This is a genomic window from Devosia sp. UYZn731, from assembly GCF_040546795.1.
In the GTDB taxonomy this organism is placed as follows: Bacteria; Pseudomonadota; Alphaproteobacteria; order Rhizobiales; family Devosiaceae; genus Devosia.
The window spans coordinates 120301-139905 of sequence record NZ_JBEPOL010000009.1 but is presented as its reverse complement, the minus strand read 5'-3'; the positions used below and the strand labels follow the sequence as shown (position 1 = coordinate 139905).

Below are 19605 nucleotides of genomic sequence, written 5' to 3'. Positions count from 1 at the left end.
ACAGGCCACTCCGGGCAGGACGCAGGAGAGCGGCCTGTACCCCAGCGTCAGGGGCTTGGCACAAGGGTGCCCGAATCTGATCGGTTCTGCACTTGGCTGCCCGAGGCATTGCTGACCATCCCCATGCAGCGCCATGGTAGTCAGCGCTCCGTTCTGAAGTGCAGACGGCAATTCAGTCGAGCCGGGAAAAGCTGTCTTCTATTCGGCTGACGATTGGGTCGAAGCGCATCTTGTCGACGCGCTCGTAACTGACCTCGAAAGCCGAGAATGCCTTCCGGTCACGAGACAACAGGACCTTCGTATAAAAGATGAGGGGCTCCTGATCCGGCTCCGGCTCATAGAGTCCCGACAGCACGAACCAGCTTTCCCCGGCCGCTTGGTATGTAACGCTGCGGACTTGTTCACCTGACGATAGTCGATCGGCGAACCCGTGTAGAGTCAGCCCCGCGGCGTCGCCTCCATAGATATTGATCTGACCAGTGCCGCCCACTTCCATTAGGGTGATGCCCCTCTCCCCCTCGCTTGAGACCGGCTGGAAGAGGCCATAGGGCAACTCAGCAGAAAATCCGACGGTTTCATCGGTATACCGGCTCCAAGTTACCTCTTGCGCGCCGGAGGGTCGGGCGCCGGCGATGAGGGCGGCTATCAATATAGCTTGACGTAGCGAGATAATCATTTCGAACCTCCACATGATGCTCTGCAACGTTCGTGTACTTCGTTCGATCCCGGTGGTCGTCACGGTGTTCGGATGACCTCGTGTCTGGCAAACAGTCGCCAATGCCCCATGAAGAATCGGTCATCCATCGGCGGCCCGGTTCAAGCGCGAGCAGGAATTCCGTGACGAGGCAGGGCAGTTTCAGAGGAGCAAGCGAGGCGTCCAGGCTGCCAGGGCAGCGTTCCCGAGTTCTCGGCGTCGCTGGAGGCCGCGGTGGCAGCCCTGAAACCGTCGGTCCCCCTGATCGATTTCCACTAGTCGCAAGGCTACCGGATCGTTCAGGGCCTCTATCCGACGATCATGATCGCGAACTTCCGCACGTGTTACGCGAACGCCCTCGACGAAGCCGAGATGGAAATCAACTTCTATAAGGGCTTTCCCGACATTCCCGGCTACCGAGGCTCGATCAGCGAGGCCAGCACGCTTAAAAGCATGAAGCTGGAGTATCAGCTCGTCGGGCCCGGCAGGATGGCCTGCGTCAAGGCCGACGCCAAGGACCTCGAATTCACCCCGACGCAGCTTGTCGAGGTGGCGTTAAAGTTCTATTTGGACGTGGCAGAAAAGCAGAAGGCCTAGAGGCCGCAGCCGATTCTTAATCGGCGAAGCCGAAACAGGTGGCCGCTTTAGGCCCGGGTCGGGCGTCTGCCCATTTGGACGCCGATCGTCCGCTATCGATAGACGACCACCAAAGCTGTGGTACGCAGGCGGCCCCATTTCAGCCGTTTGGCCCTAGGCACCGGGGGAAGTCCGCTATCGTCGTCATGTCACCCAAACTTGTCGGTCCGCTAACGGCCCCTTCTCTGCCCCTCTAACTGCCTTGCCCTGCCTTGCACTGCCCGGCCCGATGGTCTGCAATGGTGGAAAATGGACGGGCCGCTCTCAGAGGCTCGGTAAAGCGTACGCTAGTGGCGTGGCCGCAACGCGGCCGACAGTGGACTGACCGCTTCCGGTGCCTGCGACCCGAATAGGCTGCGACAGTCCCCATGTCCTCTTAGCGCTGACTTACCATCATGACAAGCGGCTGACAACGGCTGTTATCGTAATTTAATTAATTAGATCAAGATGTTATGGAACGCCGTGGCCGCAATGACGTTTTTTCATCCAGCGCCTTCGCAGCAGCCGAACGGTCGTCGTTTCGGTACCCTGCAGGAGAGGAGAAGAGAGATGAAAGCGATTATCTGCGCGGCCGTGGCCGCTGCTTGTTTCTTGGGTGTATCGAGCCAGTCCATGGCTCAAAGCAACAACGCCAAAGGGAGTGCTCCGGGACAGGATCGCGCCTGCCTCGTGACAACCGGCACGCCTGGTGTCTTCAACGATACGGATATCGTTGATTCCAAGTGGCTGCCTCGGAAGGCTGCCCAGGCCCAGGCTGCCAAAGACCCAAACACCATGATGGTCGATGACTATGCAGACGACCCGCTGGTGGGCGAAGGCAAGGACTACGCTACGGGCGAAGAGCTCTGCAACGAGCACTTCAACAACTGACGAGACGGGCGAAGCCCGCCTGTGTGGCGCGCGCTTCTTGTGGAGCGGACGCCTTCTCGCTTGACTTGGCTCCCGAGCGCTATGGAGACCCCAGACACGCAACGCCAGTTCCACGCGGTGACGCCGCCAGCGCTGGCCTAGAACCGAAATGGTCCGTCGCTGGTGGTGTACGCAACCCGCCGACCCGCGATGAAAGGAAACTCCAATGCGCGCGCTAATATTGCTTGTTCCTGTACTTCTAGCCGTCGCCACGCCGGCTTCCGCACATCACAAGCCGGGTCACCATATACCGCCGGGCCAGTTGAAGAAGATCTACGAACCCACAGTCGCCATTCCGGTCGACGTTGAGTATGTCTGCCTCGTTACCACCGCGAACCGGGGAGACCCTTATGCTCGCGTCACGCGGACAGAATGGTTGTCGAAGGCGGATGCCCAACAGCTGGCGGATATGGGCGACAGCTTCATTATCTATCATCCAAGCGTGAACGACGAATTCGGCTGCCTCAATTTCTAATCGGCAGGTGCTAGCGCCCTCGATTACCGGCCGTTCCAGATGCTCAGATCCACCCTTTTCGGACCAACCATTGGCTTCGCGGACCGACAGCTTTTCGGAAATTTAGATCGATGCGTAAATGACCGAAATGGTGTGCCATTCCGGTCATCCGAAGCTAGCTCGCGGCTACCTAAAAGGCGCCATTCGTAGTCACTGAACGATGCCGCTTTGTGTCCATATCAGTCGTGTGACGGCCCATGCTCAGCTTGAGACCGGGCCTTAAGGTGAAAACGCGGAAGGCTAGATATTCGTGGGCGCTGAGGTGGTCCCCCTGCGAGGCGGGCAGCTCGACGGGTAAACTGGCGCTGCCGTTTAACCAGGTGATATTGCTCTTGGTCTGCGACTTTAGCGCTGGCGCCGAGCGTTGGTCTTGCGTAAGTGCCAGATGGCGGTAACAGGCTCTACTTCTGCGAAATGCCGGGGCGCGGGCGCCCCGGCTCAAACTCACCAGTGCTACTTTGCAGCGGCCCAACTCTTGACCAGCTCGTCATAGTTGACGGTGATGCCCTGCTCTTTTTCATTGGCGATGGCCAACTGGGGAGCCAGGTTACCGGCTGCTACAGCGTCTGCATTCCAGTAGGCCAGGTCGTGTTCCTCGGCAAGCTTGGGTCCGATATCGCCCTGCACGCCTGCGCGCTCAAGACGTTCCAGCACCTTTTCCTGCTCGGCACAGAGAGAGTCCATGGCTTCCTGCGGTGTCTTCGCGCCAGCGGCCGCATCACCGATTGCCTGCCACCAGAGCTGAGCCAGCTTGGGGTAATCAGGAACGTTGGTGCCAGTCGGCGACCACTGCAGGCGCGCGGGTGAACGATAGAACTCGACCAGACCGCCCAGCTTGGGGGCGCGTTCGGTGAAGCTCGGATCATCGAGCGTCGACTGACGCACGAAGCTGATAGCCTCATGGCTCTTCTTCAGGTCGACGGTCTTGGAGACGACGAACTGGGCATAGAGCCAGGCGGCTTTGGCACGCTCATCGGGGGTAGACTTCAGGATGGTCCACGAACCCACATCCTGGTAGCCCAGCTTCATGCCGTCCTGCCAGTAGACGCCGTGTGGAGAGGGCGCCATGCGCCATTTCGGCGTGCCATCTTCGTTCATCACCGAAGTGCCGGCCTTCAGCATGTCGGCGGTGAACACGGTGTACCAGAAGATCTGCTGGGCAACTTCGCCCTGGGCCGGAACCGGACCAGCTTCACCAAAGGTCATGCCCTGGGCAGCGGGTGGCGCGTAGGCTTTGAGCCAATCGAGATATTTAGTGATCGAATAGACCGCTGCGGGTCCATTGGTGTCGCCGCCCCGGGCGACACAAGAGCCAACCGGGCGGCTGTTTTCGTCAACCTTAATGCCCCACTCGTCGACCGGTAGGCCGTTCGGAATGCCCTTGTCGCCATTTCCGGCCATCGAGAGCCAGGCATCGGTGAAACGCCAGCCGAGCGAGGGATCCTTTTTGCCGTAGTCCATATGGCCATAGACTGGCTTACCGTCGATGACTCGGCCGGTGAAGAACTCGGCGATGTCTTCGTAAGCGCTCCAGTTGACCGGGACGCCCAGGTCATAGCCGTACTTGGCCTTGAAATCGGCCTGGTTGGTCGGATCGGCGAACCAGTCGGCGCGGAACCAGTAGAGGTTGGCGAATTGCTGGTCTGGAAGCTGGTAGAGATTGCCATCGGGCGCCGTGGTGAACGAGGTGCCGATGAAATCGGGCAGGTCGAGCATCGGATCGGTGACGTCCTTGCCGGCATTGGCCATCCAGTCGGTCAGGTTGCGGGCCTGCTGGTAGCGCCAATGAGTACCGATAAGGTCGCTATCGTTGACATAGGCGTCATAGATATTTTCGCCCGATTGCATCTGGGTCTGCAGCTTTCCACCACGTCGCCTTCGCCGATCAGATCGTGTGTCACCTTGATGCCAGTTATGGCCTCGAAGGCTGCGGCCAGCACCTTGGACTCATAGGTGTGAGCCGTGATGGTTTCGGATACGACCTTGATTTCCATGCCGGCGAACGGCTTGGCCGCGTCCTGGAACCACTTCATTTCGGTTTCCTGATCGGCACGGCTAAGCACCGACAGGCCATTGATTTCGTTGTCGAGGAACGTGGTGATCCCCTCGGCGCTCTGGGCCCATGCGGGGGCCGCAGACAGCAGCAAGACAAGTGCCGCTGTGGATGTTAGTAGCTTGCTTCGCATGCTTTATCCTCCCTTGGATTGGTATGCCGAGGAGCGGTGGCTTGCCGGCGCCCGCTCCTCGCTTTCGTCTGCCCTAGACAAACCGGAACACGCACACTGCGTAGACCAGCGATAGGGCCAGTGCCCACCACAGCTGCGGCCCGACGAGCCCCAACCATGCCAGATTGATGAATCCGCTGCCGAGCAGCGAGATGAACAGGCGATCCCCACGCGTGGTTTCGAAGCGCAGGATGCCGTGGCGAGGATTGCCGCCCGGCGAAAAATATTCCCAGACCGCCATGCCGATCAGCAAGACGACGATGGTTCCGAAGAACAGTGCCGTCGGCAGCGTCCAGGCCATCCATGAAAAGTTCATCGCAGGCTCCTCAGACGCGGCCCAGGGCGAAGCCCTTGGCGATGTAGTTGCGGACGAAATAGATCACGAGGGCGCCCGGGATGATGGTCAGTGCACCGGCGGCCGCCAGCACGCCCCAATCCATGCCGGAAGCCGAGACGGTGCGGGTCATGATGGCCGCGATCGGCTTGGCGTCGGTGGTGGTCAGGGTGCGCGCGATCAGCAGTTCGACCCAAGAGAACATGAAGCAGAAAAAGCAGGCTACCCCGATGCCCGAGGCAATCAGAGGCATGAAGATGCGCAGGAAAAAGCGCGGGAACGAATAGCCGTCGATATAGGCGGTTTCGTCGATCTCTTTAGGCACGCCGCTCATGAAGCCTTCGAGGATCCATACCGCCAGGGGGACGTTGAACAGGCAATGGGCCAGAGCCACGGCGATATGCGTGTCGATCAGCCCGAAGGCTGAATAGAGCTGGAAGAACGGCAGCACGAACACTGCCGGCGGGGCCATGCGGTTGGTCAGGAGCCAGAAGAACAGGTGCTTATCGCCGAGGAACCGGTAGCGCGAGAAAGCGTAGGCAGCCGGTAGGGCGGCAGCAACCGAGATTGCGGTGTTCATCACCACATAGATAATTGAGTTGATGTAGCCTTTGTACCAGCTCGGGTCGGTGAAGATCACCTGATAATTGTGCAGGGTGAAATCGCGCGGAAACAGCGTGAACGCCGAGGTGATCTCGGTATTGGTCTTGAAGCTCATGTTAACGAGCCAGTAGATCGGCATGAGCAGGAACATGATATAGATCGTCGGCACGATCCAGGCGGCGCGGGGCGCTGTGCGGCGGCGGGAGCGGCGCAATGCCTTGGCTTGGGCGGCATCCTGCGGCGAGGCCGCATCGGCGCGCGTGCTGGCGGCGAGGGTATCGGTCACGCTCAGCTCTCCTGTCCGTAATTGGTCATCACGGTGTAGAACACCCAGCTGAGCAGCAGCACGATGAGGAAATAGACCAGCGACATAGCCGCGGCCGGGCCGACGTCAAACTGCCCCACGGCCATCTTGACCAGGTCGATGGACAGGAAGGTGGTCTCATTGCCGGGACCGCCGCCGGTGACGACGAAGGGCTCGGTATAGATCATGAAGCTATCCATGAAGCGCAGCAGCACGGCAATCAGCAGCACGCGATGCATCTTGGGCAGCTGGATGTAGCGGAACACGCTCCAGCGCGAGGCGCCGTCGATCTTGGCCGCCTGGTAGTAGGCGTCGGGGATCGAGACCAGTCCGGCATAGCACAGCAGCACGACCAGCGAGGTCCAGTGCCAGATATCCATGACGATGATGGTGATCCAGGCATCGATCGGGTCCTGCACGTAGTTGTAGTCGATGCCGATGGCTTCGAGCGTGTGGCCGAGCAGGCCGATATCGACGCGCCCGAACACCTGCCAGATCATGCCGACGACGTTCCACGGGATCAGCAGCGGCAGGGCCATCAGCACCAGGCACACCGGCACGCCCCAGCCCACCTTGGGCATATTGAGGGCGATGAAGATGCCGAGCGGCACCTGAATGGCGAGGATGATGCCGGAGAATACGAGGTTGCGCGCCAGTGCCGCCCAGAAGCGCGGCGAGTGCAGCAATTCGTCGAACCAATCGATGCCGACCCAGAAGAAGACGTTGTTGCCGAAGGTATCCTGCACCGAATAGTTGACCACCGTCATAAGCGGAATGATGGCCGAGAAGGCCACCAGCAGCAGCACCGGCAGCACCAGAAACCAGGCCTTGTTGTTCCAGGTTCTTTCCATCAGGCCACGAGCTCCTGGCGCCAGCTATCGGCGTAGATGTTGATGCCCTTGGGATCGAAGGTGACGCGCGGTTCGGCAGGAATTTCGCCGTGCTCGGAAACGATGGCCGCAAACTCGTGCCCTTCGAGGGTCGCCCGCACGATCTTGTGGCGCCCGATGTCTTCGATGGCGCGGATGGTGACCGGCAGGCCTTCGCCGCCGAGGCGGACATATTCGGGACGAACGCCCAGTTCGGTCCTGGCATCGGTCGGCTTGAGCGAGCCGGGCAAAGCCACGGTCTGCGCGCCGAGCTTTGCCGTCGAGCCGTCTAGCGCCACGGGGAACACGTTCATGCCGGGAGAGCCGATGAAATAGCCCACGAAGGTATGGCTGGGCCGCTCGAATAGTTCGCTGGGGGTGCCGATCTGCACGATCTCGCCCTCGTACATTACGACGACGGTATCGGCGAAGGTCAGCGCCTCGGTCTGGTCGTGGGTGACATACACCATGGTGTAGCCGAAACGCTTGTGCAGGGCCTTGAGTTGGCTGCGCAGCACCCATTTCATGTGCGGGTCGATGACCGTCAGCGGCTCGTCGAACAGGATGGCGTTGACGTCGGACCGCACCAGGCCCCGGCCGAGCGAAATCTTCTGCTTCTGGTCGGCGGTCAGGCCGCGCGCCTTCTTGTTGGCACGATCGCCGAGGTCGATCATCTCCAGCGTCTCCTTGACGCGGCGATCGACATCGGCCGGCGAAAAGCCGCGATTGCGCAGCGGGAAAGCCAGATTGTCGTAGACCGTCATGGTGTCGTAGACCACCGGGAACTGGAACACCTGGGCGATGTTGCGCTGCTCGGGCGTGAGGGCAGTGACATCCTTGCCATCGAACAGCAGGCTGCCGCGCGAGGGGTGCAGCAGGCCCGAAATGATGTTGAGCAGGCTGGTCTTGCCGCAGCCCGACGGGCCAAGCAGCGCGTAGGCGCCGCCATCCTCGAAGCTTTGATGGACTTCCTTCAGTGCGAAATCGGCATCCCTGGTCGGATTGCGCAGATAGGAGTGGCGAATGTGGTCGAGATCGATACGAGCCATGATCGCTCCTATGCCGCCAGTTTGCGTTGGGTGGTGACGGAACGGCCTTGGCCGTCGAATACCAAGAGGACACGCGGATCGAGGAAGACCTCGATTTCTTCGTCGGTCTCGAATTGCTTGATGCCCGGTGTCAGCATGACCCAGCGCGCATCGGCATAGCGCAAATGCACGAAGCTTTCGGAGCCGGTGATCTCCATCGCCATCACTTTGGCCTTGATCGCGACCGGCGCCGCGCCCGCGGGGCTCAGCGACAGATGATGGGGCTGGAAGCCGATGGTGTAGGCGCTCTCGCCGATTTCCCCCAGATGAGCAGGCACCGGGAATGCAATGCCACCATCGAGCACGAACCTGTCTCCGGCCTTACGCATGACGACGGTGTTGAGCGGTGGATCGGAGAAGGTCTGGGCGGTTATCAGATCATTGGGCTGGCGGAATACTTCGATGGTCTTGCCAAACTGGGTTACGCGGCCCTGCGATAGCGTAGCGGTATTGCCGCCCAGCAGAAGGGCCTCGGATGGCTCGGTGGTGGCGTAAACAAAGATGGTACCGGCTTCGGCGAAGATGCGGGGCAATTCGGCCCGCAATTCCTCGCGCAGCTTGTAGTCGAGATTGGCCAGCGGCTCGTCGAGCAACACGAGGCCCGCATTCTTGACGATGGCGCGCGCCAGCGCGCACCGCTGCTGCTGGCCGCCCGAGAGATTGAGCGGTGTGCGCTCAAGGTAGGGCGTCAATTTCATCAATGCGGCAGCGCGCTGCACCGCCTCGTCGATGGCTTTGCGATTGGCCCCGGCGACGCGCATCGGCGAGGCAATGTTCTCGTACACCGTCATGGTCGGATAGTTGATGAACTGCTGGAACACCATGGCGATGTCGCGCTTCTGTGGCGCCACGCCGGTGACGTCGACGCCATCGAAATGCAGGGTACCGCTATTGGGTTTGTCGAGGCCGGCCATCAGCCGCATCAGGCTGGTCTTGCCCGACAGGGTGGGTCCAAGCAGCACGTTGAGTGTGCCGCGCTCGAGCTTGAGTGAGACGTCCGAAATATGGGTTTCGGCGCCGGCGATCTTGGTGATGTTCCTGAGCTCAAGCAAGTTTCTGCTCCTTGCCGATTGATGAGGGGACCGCGTGTTGAGCGGCCAAGAACGCGTCGAGATCGGCGACCCTGATGGCTTGGCCGAGCAGGCCGCGCTTGGTGCGGCGCCAGAGAATATCGTCGCTGGTCACTGCCCATTCGTGGTCGATGAGGTAGCGAACTTCGGCTTCGTAGAGATCGGCGCCGAAATGGCGGCCCAGATCGGCATAGCCCTGAGCCGCACCCAACACGACAACCGCGCGTGTGCCATAGAGGCGGACCAACCGGGTTGCATAGGCAGTGTCAAGAAACGGGTATCTGGACTTGAGCGCCGCAACGGCAGCCGCAAATCCGGTGGCCGGAAAATCGCCGCCAGGCAATCTGGCAGTGCGGGTCCAGGCCGGCCCCTTTGCACCGATCAGCGCTTCAACCTTTTGCAGAGCCGTCTCGGCCAAGCGGCGGAAGGTGGTCAACTTGCCACCGATCACATTGATGAGCGGCGCGGCGCCTTCGCTTGCGACGGTCTTGAGCACGTAGTCTCGCGTGGCTTCTTGCGCCTTGCTGGCGCCATCGGCATACAGTGGCCGGACACCGGAATAGCTCCAGACGATATCGCTGTGAGTCACCGGCTTGGCGAAATATTCGCTCGCCGCCTTGGTCAAATAATCGATCTCGCCATTGCTGATCCGAACATCGCGTGGGTCACCCGCATAGTCCTGGTCGGTGGTGCCGATCAGGGTGAAGTCGGTCTCGTAGGGGATGGCGAAGATGATGCGGCCATCGGAATTCTGAAACATGTAGCAACGATCATGCGCATAGAGCTTGCGCACGACGATATGGCTACCCTGCACCAGCCGGACATTACCAGCGCTGTTCTGACCCAGCATCTGGGACAATACCTGATCGACCCAGGGGCCCGACGCATTGATCAGCAGGCGAGCCTCGACCACTTGCGTGGCTCCAGTCAGCATGTCGCGCGTGGTGATTGCCCATATGCCGTCGTGCTGCCGGGCTGAAACCACGGCTGTGCGAGTGCGGATCGTGGCGCCCCGATCGGCGGCGTCACGGGCGGCAAGCACCACCATGCGCGCGTCGTTTACCCAGCAATCAGAATATTCAAACGCCTTGTCGTAAAGCGGTTGCAGCGGCTCGCCGGCCGGATCGGTGCCCATATCCAGGGTTCTGGTGGCGGGCAGAAGTTTACGACCACCCAGGTGGTCATAGATAAACAGGCCGAGCCGCAGCAGCCATTCTGGGCGCAGACCCTTGTGGTAAGGCAGCACAAGCCGCAATGGCCAGATGATGTGCGGCGCTGCAGCCCACAGCACTTCCCGCTCCGCGAGCGCTTCACGCACGAGGCGAAATTCATAGTGCTCGAGGTAGCGCAAGCCGCCATGGATAAGCTTGGTGGCTGCCGACGAAGTGCCCGATGCCAGGTCGTTCATCTCGGCGAGAAAGACGTCATAGCCCCGGCCGGCGGCGTCGCGGGCTATGCCGCAGCCGTTAATGCCACCACCAATGACAAAGATGTCATGGACGCGGGTGCTATCCAAGTCGCCCTCCCTCGTGCTCCGCGCTGGTTATCCAGTCATTGGGAGCACTCGAAAGGTAAGACGAAAGGAAATCGAATGTCAATCGAAGTAAAAACGCGCGCAATTGCGCTACGATAAAAATTCAGCCGCGTCAGTCCATTAGCGGGTCTGTCTCGATAAGATTCACGCCGGCACCCGCGCATATGGCGTGGATCGAGGCAAGAGTGCACCGATCGGTAATGAAGGTGTTGACCTGGGACAGGTGCGCGATGCGCACGGGCGCTGTGCGCTCAAATTTGGTGGAATCTGACACCAGAATAACATGCCTCGCATTGGCGATGATGGCCTGCGCGACCTTGACCTCCCGGTAGTCGAAGTCAAGCAAGGCACCATCCTCGTCAATCGCCGAGACGCCGATCACCGCATAGTCGACCTTGAATTGCTTGATGAAATCAACTGCCGCCTCTCCGACGATGCCGCCGTCCGAGCCGCGCACGATGCCGCTTGCAATCACGACTTCTACGTTCGGATAGATTCTCATCCTATTGGCAACGTTAATATTATTGGTGATGACCATCATGCCGGTGTGGTCGAGCAACGCCTGGCCAACGGCTTCAGTGGTTGTACCAATATTGATGAACAGGGAAGAGTTGTTTGGAACCAATGCTGCCGCGGCGCGACCGATGGCATCCTTCTCCCTGGCGGCAATATGGCGTCGAGATTCGTATTCCATGTTCTCAACGCCGGAGGGGAACACGGCGCCGCCATGGCTGCGCTTCAAGAGACCCTTGTTGCATATTTCGTTCAAGTCCTTGCGGACGGTCTGAACCGATATTGCAAATTCGCGAGCCAGATCATCGACCAGAACACGGCCTCGCGATTTAGCTTTTTCGATAATAGCCAGATGACGGGTATCGATATCCATTAACAGCACATCAGGTTTCGTTCTGAACCTCTCCTACTACAAACCGAAAGGCAGATGAAGCGGAACCTTCAGCAATAATTGCCTCCGGGATGACAGCAACCCGCCGCGCGAACGCCGACGACGCGGGTGACCGAGCTCTGCAACAGTATCGATAGTGACTGCCCAGGTAGCTCCCCTGTCACGAGTGCCAAACTGTTGCGAGAATCGAGTGCCAACTATCGGGACAAATGCTCATCCTATGTTGGGTTTCACAGCAGTGACGCAAACCAGACACGCGACATCAACCTTGCGAAGGAGTTGCAAAAACATCTGGTCCAGTCGATCGCTTTCAACCCGTGGATGAATGGACTGAAACCGCCAACGCTTTTACATTAATCTATTGATTTTGTTTTATAAATTTAACTCGTTTGCGTCTGGGTTTTGTCTTAAGGGATAACACCTTTGAGGCCCCAACACGAAACACTTATCGAACGCAACCCCAGCGAAACCGTAGTGGGCGGCGGCGGGATTAGCCCTTTGGGTATTATTGGTGGGATCATCGCGCTCGTTATCGCCGTGTTGCTGATCCTGTGGCTGGTCAACGGCGGCATTTCCAGCAACGGCGACGCATTCAGTGTTGACTGCCGAATGTGACCGTTACCAAGTAACGATCTTGACGCCACTCATGCATAGGCGTCGGACGCGAAGGGTGATCGCGCAAGTTGCGATTACCGCGACGCTGGGGATCCCTTTTGCTCACCCCAAAAATCGAAACCCAAAGCCACGAAAGACCGAATACCACCCCGACGACGCGTATTAATCCCGAGGCAGCGCCCTCTCGCTGACTTCTTCCAATCCCGGAGCAATGCAGATGATGATGGTCCCGATAGTGATGGGTTTGATCCTGCTCATATCTTGCCTAGCTGCGGCCGGGCTCATCGCCAGTACGCATAACGTTGCCGATGCGTCTCGCGCTCGAGATGGATCGGGATGTCGAGGACTAGGCCGGCGGAGGCAACGCTTTGGACATCGGCAGTGTGAGGGTCACCACAAGGCCCCCTCCCGGTGCCTCGCCAAACGCCATGCTGCCGCGGTTGATGTCGAGAATCTCGGCGGCGATCGCCAGGCCAAGGCCCGAGCCCGGAAGCGACTCATCCAATCGGACACCACGCTTGCCCAGAGACCGCAGTTGTTGGGCTGGAATGCCGGGACCATCGTCACAAATTTCCAGTACCGCGTGATCACCCTTGCGCATGCTACGGATCACGACCCGGCTCGACGCCCACTTCGCGGCATTCTCCAGCGTGATGCCGACCAATTCCATCAGATCCTGGCGATGCACGTCCACCCAACAGTCCTCGGCAAGATCTGCCACCCAATGCAAGCTTTCCCCACGACCGGTTTTCTTGAGCACGGTCAGCGTACGGATGATCGACGTATTCAGCGAAGATCGCATCGAATGGGCGGACGTGCGGACGCGCAAGGTGGCAAGGCGCATTTGGTAGTCGATGCGGCCCGACATTTCGACGCTGAGATCCTGCAACAGATCGGCTTCGGCCTCGTTGCCCTTATCGCGGAGGCGTTCGGCAATCCCGTGGACCGCGGCCAGCGGCGTCTTTAGACCGTGTGCCAAGTCAGCAGCACGGGCCCTAGCCCGCTCCATCATCGCGTCGCGGGCGTCAAGCAGGCCGTTGACCTCCTGCACCAGCGGTGTCAGCTCAGTCGGAAATCGACCTTCCAGCCGCGTCACTTCGCCCCGCCGCACGCCTTCGACTGCCTGTCTGACTCCTTTAATCGGCGATAGGCCAAGCCTGATCTGCAGCCAGGCTGCCGCGATAATAAGGATACCCAATACAATGAGCACCTGCGTAACGTCGCTTGCAAAGCGCTGGCCCGCTTCCTGGATCGACCCATGGTCCTGCCCGACGGTCACCCGATATGGCCGGGCAACCGCGTCGGTGGTAATCTCCAACCGACGGGTCAAAAGGATAAGCTGGCGCCCATCGGGGCCTGCCTGGTGATACACGACATCATCGGCGGCCGGTGCGTCGACGACAAAATCCCATAGCGAGCGGGAGCGGGCGATCTGGCCGGTATCAAGTGCCTCGATCTGCCAATAGCGACCGCCGAACGGTGTCGAATATCGCGGGTCAGGCAGCGGCGAACTAAGAAAGGGCATATCGCTCGACGGCACGATGACGGCGGCGACACGCTTGAGGGCCGCATCCATGTCTTCGCGTGTCGAACGCTCGATATTGATGTTGAACAGATATTGTAGCGCGATACCTGCTGCGAGTAGGGATACGACCACCCAAAACACTGCCAAGACCATCAGGCGTAGTCGGAGGGAGTGAAGGCTCAATATCCGTCACCGAGGGCGTAACCGAACCCCCTGCGGGTTTTAATGACGTCGGCACCCAACCGCTTGCGGACGCGAGCGACCAGCACTTCTACAGCATTGGAATCGCGCTCGTAGTCCTGATTGTAGATGTGCTCGGTAATTTCGAGTTGCGATATTACCTGCCCTCGCCGATGCACGAGATAGGAGACAAGTTTGAACTCCTGCGGCGTCAGCTCCATCGGCATGCCGTCGGCCGAAACTTCCATGATGCGGAGGTCCAGCAGGTATTTGCCGAATTGAACACGCGACGTGGCTAGGCCATTCGCGCGTCGAACCAGCGCTCGCAGGCGTGCCACGATTTCTTGGACGTGGAAGGGCTTGACCACATAGTCGTCGGCGCCGGCTTCGATCCCGTCGACCCGTTCTTCCCATTGGCCACGGGCGGTCAGGATAAGGACGGGGGTTAGCCGGCCAGCGCTGCGCCACCGCTTAAGGACCGTAAGGCCATCCATTTGCGGCAAACCGAGATCGAGGATAATCACATCATAGGTTTCGCTGTCGCCGCGATACCAGGCAACCTCGCCATCGCGCTCGCGCTCGACCCGAAACCCCGCGCGCTCCAGCGACGTCGTCAGCGTCTCGGCGATCCTGTCGTCATCCTCCGCCACTAGCACCCTCATGTCAGTTCCCCACATGTATACCAGAGCGGGCATAGTAATATTCGGTCACGACCTTTCCCCCTGGGGTCAGGACTGTCACCGCGTAGAGCAGGAAGCCGCGGGCTTGCTGCAATTGGGCATCGATGATCTCGCCTCCTGTCCGAGTTCTCACATCCGGCAGCAGAGTTTCAAGGGATACTGCGCTGCCCGCCTGGACTGCGGCCAGGACTTCGCTTTCGGATAATTCGACCTTGTCGTCCGCACTGGTAGGGTTGCCAGACCCTTCGGTGTTACGACCTTGGCCGTTCCCCTTCCCGTTGCCGTTGGTGTCCGCGCTCCCATCATTTCCTTTGTCATGGCCATTGCCGTTATCGCCGGCATTGCCGTCATGGTGACCGTTGGCATTTACGTTGCCGTTACTTCCATCGTTACCGTTACCGTTCCCATTTCCACCATCGTTCCCATTGCCGTTGCCCTGCGCCCATGAAGACGTGGACATGACCAACGCGGCGGTACTGACCAGGATTGCGATTGCGGATCTGCGGTTCATGATGGCCCTGGTTTAAACCCCTCTTGCTGACAAAACGCTGACAAGAGGGGTCACGGTTCCATCACCCCGGCCCCGCTAGCCTCGTATTGTTGACGCACGAGGTCCCATGCCGTTCTTGATCGTCAGTGAACCGCCTCCGGCATCGACATCACTGCCCCTGGTGTCGATGCCGGCATTTTCCGCCAATCTGGCCATTTGGATCGCCGCTGACCGGTCAAGAGGCCGACAACTTCCTCGGCAATTACCGCGCTTTGCTGAAGACCTGGACAATGGCGGTTGCCGGCTTTTCCGACGCCGACTGCGATGCGCCTTACGCCCAGACGGTAGAAGGCCAACAGCACTTGGCCGAAACCGCCTGGCCCATCCCGATAAAAGCTATTCAGTCGACATGCTGATCAATTCCGCACTCGTACCTGGGCCGGTCTCGCCTTGGAGTGTACGCCTCGGCCTGGGGAAACGTAATTCAAGGTGAATACAGTCAAGCCCATTCCCGAAAGCGAGCCGTCCTTGTCGCGCTGGCCTGGATTGTCACGGTCGTCTGCTTAATACGGTGGTTGGGTCATGCTCGTCTCACCTACCTATGGACCAGCGTGTCGTAACGAACGGGATACGTCTTTCAATAGTCCGCTTTTACGAGTGGGCCGCCATTGTCACGACAGCGTTTGGCCAGCAGTTCGACTCTCCAACTGACCTTGTGGAGACACTGTACAACAGTTATTTCGACGGCCTGTCGATCGCTGAGCTTACGCCATGTTTATCAGACGACCTGACCCGGCAGATGTCAGGCAAGGTCGGAATTTCCGAGTTCAAAGCGCTTTGCTTTGACCCGATCGTAAGTGGTCCGAACTGGGAGCCGCGGAATTTCCGCACTTAGCTTGCCAGTGAAACCGCGGACCAAGCTCAGGTTAAGGTCGGCTTTGCGACGCGGGGCACACCGGTCTCGATCACGATCGACCTAGTCCGCGAGCCCCGCCATGGCTGGCAAATCGCCAACAAAAGTGCCATCCAACCTCACCTTCGGATCGAGGATGGCGGGGGGCTACCCCTTCGACCTGATTACCGAGATGTTACCTAGTTAAGTATCATGTTTAGGCACTGATCTCACATAACGTATGGAACTTGCGTTTTAGAAATACTCGATATCTAGTGAGATATCCGATCGCTAGTTTGATATCAAATTGAGTATCATGCAAATTCTCATCGAACAGTTGCGCCGAGCGCGTGCAGAAAACCACCTAAGCCAGCGTGAGCTGAGCGCGCGCACCGGTCTAACGCAGAGTAATATCTCCCTCATCGAAAATGGCAGCACAGAGCCGGGGATCAATACGGTCGTGCAGCTGGCAAGGGCACTTGACCTGGAATTGATGCTTGTTCCCAAGCGATATATTCCTGCCGTAATCGGGATCATGAGGTCACCTACCAATCCCGGCGCGCTCACCCCGGAGACAGGGTCGGCGATGCTAACCGAGCTCAAGCGAGGCGAACGTCTGGTCAAGAAGCTCACCGCGCAATACGGCGAACAGCCAGACCTTTTGAAGATCGGAGCGACGCTGCGAGACATGCGTCGCCTCAACGTAAGGGCAGATGAGCTCAACCAGGTCACCGACGCCCTGAATACCTTGCGCGATCATCAGGCGAGCCCACAAGCCTCTCCAGTTGTCAGGGAGGTCGGGGAAAGGCTTCGTCGCTTGCGCAACAACATTATTCACCAGCCACCAGCTACCGTCCGATCGGCTTACGGGGAAGACGAGGACGACGATGCCTGATGTTTCCGTGCTAGATGTGTTGCTGAATGACCGGCCTATTGGCACCATCACGTTGGTCCAAGGGCTGCGCAGCCTGTTTGCCTTCAACGAAGACTACATCGCCGACAGGAACCGGCAAACGCTCAGTCTGTCGTTCAAGGACGAGTTTGGGAACCTGATTAGCGACGTGACATCCGTGACACGCGTGGTCCCTCCCTTCTTTTCGAACCTGCTCCCCGAAGGGCCGCTGCGGGACTACCTCGCTAAGCGAGCCGGTGTAAACGCGGCCCGCGAATTCTTCCTACTTTGGATCCTGGGAGCCGATCTTCCCGGTGCCGTTTCCGTCAGGCCGGCGGAGGGTCAGGAGTTGCCGCCGGAGGTCGAGGAAGCCTTCGCAGACGACAATGTATCAAAGGGGTTTCGCTTCTCACTGGCCGGTGTGCAGTTGAAGTTCTCCGCGCTGAAGAACCGAGGGCGAGGTGGCGGACTTACCATCCCAGCGCAGGGGGTTGGCGGACATTGGATCGTGAAGCTACCATCGACGCAGTATGCCGGCATGCCGGAGAACGAATACGCGATGATGGCCTTCGCTGCACGGATGGGCATGAACGTCCCGGAGCTTCAACTTCTGAACGTGACTGATATCGGAGACATGCCGGAGGGCATCGGAGAGCTCAAGGGGCAGGCCCTCGCGGTGCGGCGCTTCGACCGGACCCAGAATGGATCCGTCCACATGGAGGATTTCTGTCAGGTCTTCGGTCTTTTCCCACACGAAAAGTACGAAAGGCGGAGCTATCGAAGCATCGCCAACGTGATCAACCTTGAATGCGATTCAAGCGATCTCAGTGAGTTCATCGCGCGGGTAGTGTTCAACACGATCATCGGCAACGGCGACATGCACCTCAAGAATTGGTCTCTGCTCTATCCGGACGGCCGCGGGGCCACACTCGCGCCAGCCTATGACTTTCTGTCTACCCTGCCCTACCTGCCTCACGATGGGACTGCGGCCCTTCGATATGCAAAGACCAAGAAGATGACAGAATTCTCGTCACTCGAATTGGCTCGCTTAGCCGAGCGAGCGCGTTTGCCAGAAAAGCTGGTTATGGATGCCGCACGAGAGACAGTAGAGCGCTTTAAGGAACTCTGGCCGCAGGCCAAAAAGGACCTGCCGATCAACGGCAGGCTTGCGCAAAAAATTGATGCGCACACCACGCGTGTCCCGATCTATCGGGAATTCTAGCCGGAGGCCCCAGTACCGTCCAAAACCTTGAGATCCTCAGGCGGATTGAGCGCCGGTATCGTCTTCCTGAAGGTTATTTAAAATCCAAACTGCCACACCGCGCCCGAGCGATATCGGGGCACGGCCTTGAGGGAGTTCCTGCTGCCGAACGGCGGCGCCTGGCCTGGCACATTCCCGACGATTTCCTAACGCGGTCAAAGGCTGAGCAGGAGGACATACTGGCCTGGGTGCGGCGCGTAATCATTACGGGGCCGAACTGAGGTCGGTGCGGTGAAGGTGCAATAATGCGTATCCTCTCGAGCTGAGCCAATGCTAAAGGCAAAGCTACCGTACGGGTGCAAACTGCGGACCGCTAGTACGAAGCTACCGTACGGGAGCATGAAGATGGCGAAACCCACTGAAGCGAAGGACGCAGTGTCTGCCTTAGAGTTGGCGGCTACCAAGACGAACCAGTGCCTAAACGAGGCCATTAGCGGAGAGGGAACATTGTCAGCAAAGCTGACGGTGTCCCGTGAGATCCGTTCTCTGGACCAGCTTGGCGAATTCGTGATGACCCGACGAAAGGCTAAAAAGCTCACACAACAGGAGTTTGCCGACCTAGCAGGTGTGGGTCGGCGGTTTGTGTCGGAGCTCGAATCCGGCAAGCCAACTGCGGAAATCGGCAAAGTCCTAAAGGTGCTGAACGCCCTGGGCATCGAGCTCATCGTGAAGGAACGCTGATGCCCATCACGTTGGACGTCCGACTTGATGGTTTTGACCAGCCGATCGGTCACCTGTTTGGGGACGACCGCAGCGGGGGTGGCGTTTGCCCATCACCCCGACGATTTCGCGCGGCCCTAGGCTATGGCGATATCAATGTCTCTTCCGCTAAGCAGCTATGCGATAGGTTCCTTATCTAACCCCGAGGCGGGGAGACGCCAAGGCCCTGCGGTTCGACAAGCACCTCAATAGCGAGCTGCAATTCCACCGGGTCGGGCGGGACAACAGCCGGTATTAGGGCACCGACACCAAGTAGCCGATGGTCATTGCGCTTTAGGCGGCCAGCAATTCCCGCATCGACCGCACTACGGCAAGGTGGGCGTAGGGTTTGCAGAAGAACATGCTGCCACAGGGCATGTCCGTGGTCTCGACCATGCGAGCTCCGGACGTGACGATGATCTTTACCGGGGGCCAGCGGTCGCGGACAGCCGCAGCGAGCTTGAGCCCATCCATGGACCCCGGCATGTCGATATCGGTGAAGAGCAGTCGGATGTCGGGGTTAGCGTCGAGCAGCTTGATAGCAGTATCGGCGTTCGATGCCTCGTAAACCATGAAGCCGTCGGCTTCGAGCTGGTCGACGACATCCATCAATATCAGCGCCTCGTCCTCGACGACGAGTATGGCGATCCTATCGGTCATGAGTGGCTGCCCCGCGCACCTGCTAAT

19 protein-coding genes and 1 pseudogene are annotated in these 19605 nt (G+C 59.2%); 7 read left to right on the top strand and 13 right to left on the bottom strand.

Annotated elements, in window-relative coordinates; translation table 11 throughout:
* Positions 1-172 precede the first annotated feature (172 nt).
* A complete protein-coding gene (locus tag ABIB57_RS21550) occupies positions 173-676 on the bottom strand; it encodes a hypothetical protein (protein ID WP_354043302.1) in 504 nt (167 codons plus the stop codon).
* A 339-nt stretch (positions 677-1015) separates the two neighbouring features.
* On the opposite strand from ABIB57_RS21550, the gene ABIB57_RS21545 reads away from it, so the two are divergent.
* From ABIB57_RS21545 to ABIB57_RS21535, 3 genes are all read left to right on the top strand, one after another.
* Positions 1016-1291, top strand: a complete 276-nt coding sequence (locus tag ABIB57_RS21545) for a hypothetical protein (protein ID WP_354043301.1) — start codon at positions 1016-1018, stop codon at positions 1289-1291.
* A gap of 588 nt (positions 1292-1879) precedes the next feature.
* On the top strand, positions 1880-2200 hold the full coding sequence (locus tag ABIB57_RS21540) for a hypothetical protein (protein WP_354043300.1): 321 nt from the start codon (positions 1880-1882) through the stop codon (positions 2198-2200).
* A gap of 205 nt (positions 2201-2405) precedes the next feature.
* A complete protein-coding gene (locus ABIB57_RS21535; protein ID WP_354043299.1) occupies positions 2406-2714 on the top strand; it encodes a hypothetical protein in 309 nt (102 codons plus the stop codon).
* Positions 2715-3206: 492 nt separating this feature from the next.
* Here ABIB57_RS21535 and ABIB57_RS21530 read toward each other — a convergent pair.
* The 8 genes and pseudogenes from ABIB57_RS21530 to ABIB57_RS21495 all read right to left on the bottom strand — a co-directional run bounded on the left by ABIB57_RS21530 (position 3207) and on the right by ABIB57_RS21495 (position 11666).
* Positions 3207-4939: pseudogene (locus ABIB57_RS21530) on the bottom strand (ABC transporter substrate-binding protein).
* 73 nt (positions 4940-5012) lie between these two features.
* Entirely contained in the window at positions 5013-5294 is a 282-nt protein-coding gene (locus tag ABIB57_RS21525; protein ID WP_354043298.1) for a DUF2160 domain-containing protein, read from the bottom strand.
* Positions 5295-5304: 10 nt separating this feature from the next.
* Entirely contained in the window at positions 5305-6066 is a 762-nt protein-coding gene (locus tag ABIB57_RS21520) for a carbohydrate ABC transporter permease (protein ID WP_354043376.1), read from the bottom strand.
* A gap of 137 nt (positions 6067-6203) precedes the next feature.
* The gene (locus ABIB57_RS21515; RefSeq protein WP_354043297.1) at positions 6204-7070 is read right to left on the bottom strand and encodes a carbohydrate ABC transporter permease; all 867 of its coding nucleotides are present in this window, start codon (positions 7068-7070) and stop codon (positions 6204-6206) included.
* Complete coding sequence (locus ABIB57_RS21510) at positions 7070-8137, bottom strand: ABC transporter ATP-binding protein (protein WP_354043296.1); 1068 nt, start codon at positions 8135-8137, stop codon at positions 7070-7072. Before ABIB57_RS21510 ends, ABIB57_RS21515 begins: the two co-directional genes overlap by 1 nt.
* Positions 8138-8145: 8 nt before the next feature.
* Positions 8146-9228 carry an ABC transporter ATP-binding protein gene (locus tag ABIB57_RS21505; RefSeq protein WP_354043295.1) on the bottom strand — a complete coding sequence of 361 codons (1083 nt, stop codon included), beginning with the start codon at positions 9226-9228 and terminating at the stop codon, positions 8146-8148.
* Positions 9221-10762 carry a glycerol-3-phosphate dehydrogenase gene (gene glpD / locus ABIB57_RS21500; protein WP_354043294.1) on the bottom strand — a complete coding sequence of 514 codons (1542 nt, stop codon included), beginning with the start codon at positions 10760-10762 and terminating at the stop codon, positions 9221-9223. Before glpD ends, ABIB57_RS21505 begins: the two co-directional genes overlap by 8 nt.
* A gap of 130 nt (positions 10763-10892) precedes the next feature.
* Entirely contained in the window at positions 10893-11666 is a 774-nt protein-coding gene (locus ABIB57_RS21495) for a DeoR/GlpR family DNA-binding transcription regulator (RefSeq protein ID WP_354043293.1), read from the bottom strand.
* 441 nt (positions 11667-12107) lie between these two features.
* On the opposite strand from ABIB57_RS21495, the gene ABIB57_RS21490 reads away from it, so the two are divergent.
* Positions 12108-12299 (top strand): hypothetical protein, encoded by a 192-nt coding sequence (locus ABIB57_RS21490; protein ID WP_354043292.1) that lies wholly within the window; start codon positions 12108-12110, stop codon positions 12297-12299.
* 346 nt (positions 12300-12645) lie between these two features.
* Here the strand turns inward: ABIB57_RS21490 and ABIB57_RS21485 are convergent, their stop codons facing one another.
* From ABIB57_RS21485 to ABIB57_RS21475, 3 genes are read right to left on the bottom strand one after another with little or no spacing between them, the layout of a single operon-like run.
* Positions 12646-13977 carry a sensor histidine kinase gene (locus ABIB57_RS21485; protein ID WP_354043291.1) on the bottom strand — a complete coding sequence of 444 codons (1332 nt, stop codon included), beginning with the start codon at positions 13975-13977 and terminating at the stop codon, positions 12646-12648.
* A 26-nt stretch (positions 13978-14003) separates the two neighbouring features.
* Entirely contained in the window at positions 14004-14666 is a 663-nt protein-coding gene (locus tag ABIB57_RS21480) for a response regulator transcription factor (RefSeq protein ID WP_354043290.1), read from the bottom strand.
* 1 nt (position 14667) lies between these two features.
* Positions 14668-15195 carry a PepSY domain-containing protein gene (locus ABIB57_RS21475; protein ID WP_354043289.1) on the bottom strand — a complete coding sequence of 176 codons (528 nt, stop codon included), beginning with the start codon at positions 15193-15195 and terminating at the stop codon, positions 14668-14670.
* A gap of 1187 nt (positions 15196-16382) precedes the next feature.
* Here ABIB57_RS21475 and ABIB57_RS21470 point away from each other — a divergent pair.
* The 3 genes from ABIB57_RS21470 (at position 16383) to ABIB57_RS26875 (ending at position 18900) form a co-directional block, all read left to right on the top strand.
* Positions 16383-16961, top strand: a complete 579-nt coding sequence (locus tag ABIB57_RS21470; protein ID WP_354043288.1) for a helix-turn-helix domain-containing protein — start codon at positions 16383-16385, stop codon at positions 16959-16961.
* Positions 16954-18180 (top strand): type II toxin-antitoxin system HipA family toxin, encoded by a 1227-nt coding sequence (locus ABIB57_RS21465; RefSeq protein ID WP_354043287.1) that lies wholly within the window; start codon positions 16954-16956, stop codon positions 18178-18180. The genes ABIB57_RS21470 and ABIB57_RS21465 overlap by 8 nt, the downstream gene beginning before the upstream one ends.
* 384 nt (positions 18181-18564) lie before the next feature.
* Entirely contained in the window at positions 18565-18900 is a 336-nt protein-coding gene (locus ABIB57_RS26875) for a helix-turn-helix transcriptional regulator (RefSeq protein WP_502914445.1), read from the top strand.
* A 312-nt stretch (positions 18901-19212) separates the two neighbouring features.
* On the opposite strand, the gene ABIB57_RS21455 is transcribed toward ABIB57_RS26875, so the two are convergent.
* Positions 19213-19578 (bottom strand): response regulator, encoded by a 366-nt coding sequence (locus ABIB57_RS21455; RefSeq protein ID WP_354043286.1) that lies wholly within the window; start codon positions 19576-19578, stop codon positions 19213-19215.
* Between the last annotated feature and the right edge of the window lie 27 nt (positions 19579-19605).